At 44.2% G+C, this 2,882-nt stretch carries 2 tRNA genes and 2 rRNA genes; all 4 read left to right on the top strand.

Going from position 1 to position 2,882, the window contains the following annotated elements:
- Positions 1-476 precede the first annotated feature (476 nt).
- Positions 477-1,993 (top strand): 16S ribosomal RNA (locus NK356_RS23945).
- Positions 1,994-2,204: 211 nt separating this feature from the next.
- Positions 2,205-2,278 (top strand) — tRNA-Ile (locus NK356_RS23940).
- 81 nt (positions 2,279-2,359) lie between these two features.
- Positions 2,360-2,433, top strand: a tRNA-Ala gene (locus NK356_RS23935).
- 153 nt (positions 2,434-2,586) lie between these two features.
- Positions 2,587-2,882 (top strand): 23S ribosomal RNA (locus tag NK356_RS23930); the annotation flags it as partial.

Raw genomic sequence — 2,882 nt, 5'->3', positions numbered from 1 at the left:
GTTTCAATATGAAATTTATGTTAAATAAAGTTGCGTAGTGTGTGTGAAGTTTCTATCTTTGCCCCACTGAAAAACGAAAGACATTCAGTAGCGCAGAAGAGCCTTTAGATGGGCAGAAACAAAGAAATACTTCATAAGATAAGGACGAAAAAAAACTTTAATTTTTTTTATAAAAAAAGTTGTCAGTTAAAAAATAGTTATTATCTTTGCAGTCCCAATTAGAGGGAGCGCAGGAGTAGAGAGATTGAAGGTTTAGGAAGAATTAAGGTTACTTTAAAAAACTTTAAAATTTTCTTCAAAAACATTTGGTCAATTCAAAATAAAGTTTTACTTTTGCACTCGCAAATACGGAGCAACACTGACAGAAAGATTGTTTCGTTAAAAAGCGAAAGATATAAAGATCATTGACATACAATATAACAACCAAGTAAGGAAAAACTAAAGCGTTAAAAACTTTGAGTGAGTCAAACAAACATACAATGGAGAGTTTGATCCTGGCTCAGGATGAACGCTAGCGGGAGGCCTAACACATGCAAGCCGAGCGGTAGAGATTCTTCGGAATCTTGAGAGCGGCGTACGGGTGCGGAACACGTGTGCAACCTGCCTTTATCAGGGGGATAGCCTTTCGAAAGGAAGATTAATACCCCATAATATATTGAATGGCATCATTTAATATTGAAAACTCCGGTGGATAGAGATGGGCACGCGCAAGATTAGATAGTTGGTGAGGTAACGGCTCACCAAGTCTACGATCTTTAGGGGGCCTGAGAGGGTGATCCCCCACACTGGTACTGAGACACGGACCAGACTCCTACGGGAGGCAGCAGTGAGGAATATTGGACAATGGGTGCGAGCCTGATCCAGCCATCCCGCGTGAAGGACGACGGCCCTATGGGTTGTAAACTTCTTTTGTATAGGGATAAACCTAGATACGTGTATCTAGCTGAAGGTACTATACGAATAAGCACCGGCTAACTCCGTGCCAGCAGCCGCGGTAATACGGAGGGTGCAAGCGTTATCCGGATTTATTGGGTTTAAAGGGTCCGTAGGCGGATTTGTAAGTCAGTGGTGAAATCTCACAGCTTAACTGTGAAACTGCCATTGATACTGCAAGTCTTGAGTGTTGTTGAAGTAGCTGGAATAAGTAGTGTAGCGGTGAAATGCATAGATATTACTTAGAACACCAATTGCGAAGGCAGGTTACTAAGCAACAACTGACGCTGATGGACGAAAGCGTGGGGAGCGAACAGGATTAGATACCCTGGTAGTCCACGCCGTAAACGATGCTAACTCGTTTTTGGAGCGCAAGCTTCAGAGACTAAGCGAAAGTGATAAGTTAGCCACCTGGGGAGTACGAACGCAAGTTTGAAACTCAAAGGAATTGACGGGGGCCCGCACAAGCGGTGGATTATGTGGTTTAATTCGATGATACGCGAGGAACCTTACCAAGGCTTAAATGGGAAATGACAGGTTTAGAAATAGACTTTTCTTCGGACATTTTTCAAGGTGCTGCATGGTTGTCGTCAGCTCGTGCCGTGAGGTGTTAGGTTAAGTCCTGCAACGAGCGCAACCCCTGTCACTAGTTGCCATCATTAAGTTGGGGACTCTAGTGAGACTGCCTACGCAAGTAGAGAGGAAGGTGGGGATGACGTCAAATCATCACGGCCCTTACGCCTTGGGCCACACACGTAATACAATGGCCGGTACAGAGGGCAGCTACACTGCGAAGTGATGCAAATCTCGAAAGCCGGTCTCAGTTCGGATTGGAGTCTGCAACTCGACTCTATGAAGCTGGAATCGCTAGTAATCGCGCATCAGCCATGGCGCGGTGAATACGTTCCCGGGCCTTGTACACACCGCCCGTCAAGCCATGGAAGTCTGGGGTACCTGAAGTCGGTGACCGTAACAGGAGCTGCCTAGGGTAAAACAGGTAACTAGGGCTAAGTCGTAACAAGGTAGCCGTACCGGAAGGTGCGGCTGGAACATCTCATTTTAGAGCGTCTTAAGACGTTAAACAAAATCAGTATCGTAAGATACAATATACTTACTTAAAGCAATAGCTTTAGTTTTTTGTTTGGTTGCTATATAAAAATACAAAACCCACTAGAAATTAGTATAGGGAAAGAGATTTAGAAAAGAAGTTAGAAATTAGAAGTTAGAGATTAGTCTAACATCTAGTATCTAAAATCTAACATCTAAAACAAAGTCTCGTAGCTCAGCTGGTTAGAGCGCTACACTGATAATGTAGAGGTCGGCAGTTCGAGCCTGCCCGAGACTACTAATTAAGGCGGATGGCGAATAGCTTATAGCAGTTGGCATTTAGCCAATAGCAATAAGCGATAAGCTAGAAGCAACTAGAGGGGAATTAGCTCAGCTGGCTAGAGCGCCTGCCTTGCACGCAGGAGGTCAAGGGTTCGACTCCCTTATTCTCCACAGTTTTGGAAGACTGATTTAAAAGTTACGAATGGAGCCAAAAACAACATTTGTTCATCAGTTTGAAAGAAAGAAATTAAGATCATTGACATTAACGGTAAAGACATCACAAAGAGAAAACCGAGCGCATAAAGCGCTTGAGTAACCAATAGGAAAGAAATCGTTAAGGGCGTATGGCGGATGCCTAGGCTTTCAGAGGCGACGAAGGACGTGGTAAGCTGCGAAAAGCTGCGGGGATTGGCACACACGAATTGATCCGCAGATATCCGAATGGGGCAACCCGGCATATTGAAGATATGTCACCTCGTAAGAGGAGCAAACCCGGAGAACTGAAACATCTAAGTACCCGGAGGAAAAGAAATCGAAGAGATTCCGTAAGTAGTGGCGAGCGAAAGCGGATTAGCCCAAAAGTCTTTTTATGTTTAGAGGAATGTTCTGGAAAGAACAAT

Source organism: Chryseobacterium sp. S0630, from assembly GCF_024158915.1.
GTDB lineage: Bacteria > Bacteroidota > Bacteroidia > Flavobacteriales > Weeksellaceae > Chryseobacterium.
This window is presented reverse-complemented; position numbering and strand designations above follow the sequence as displayed.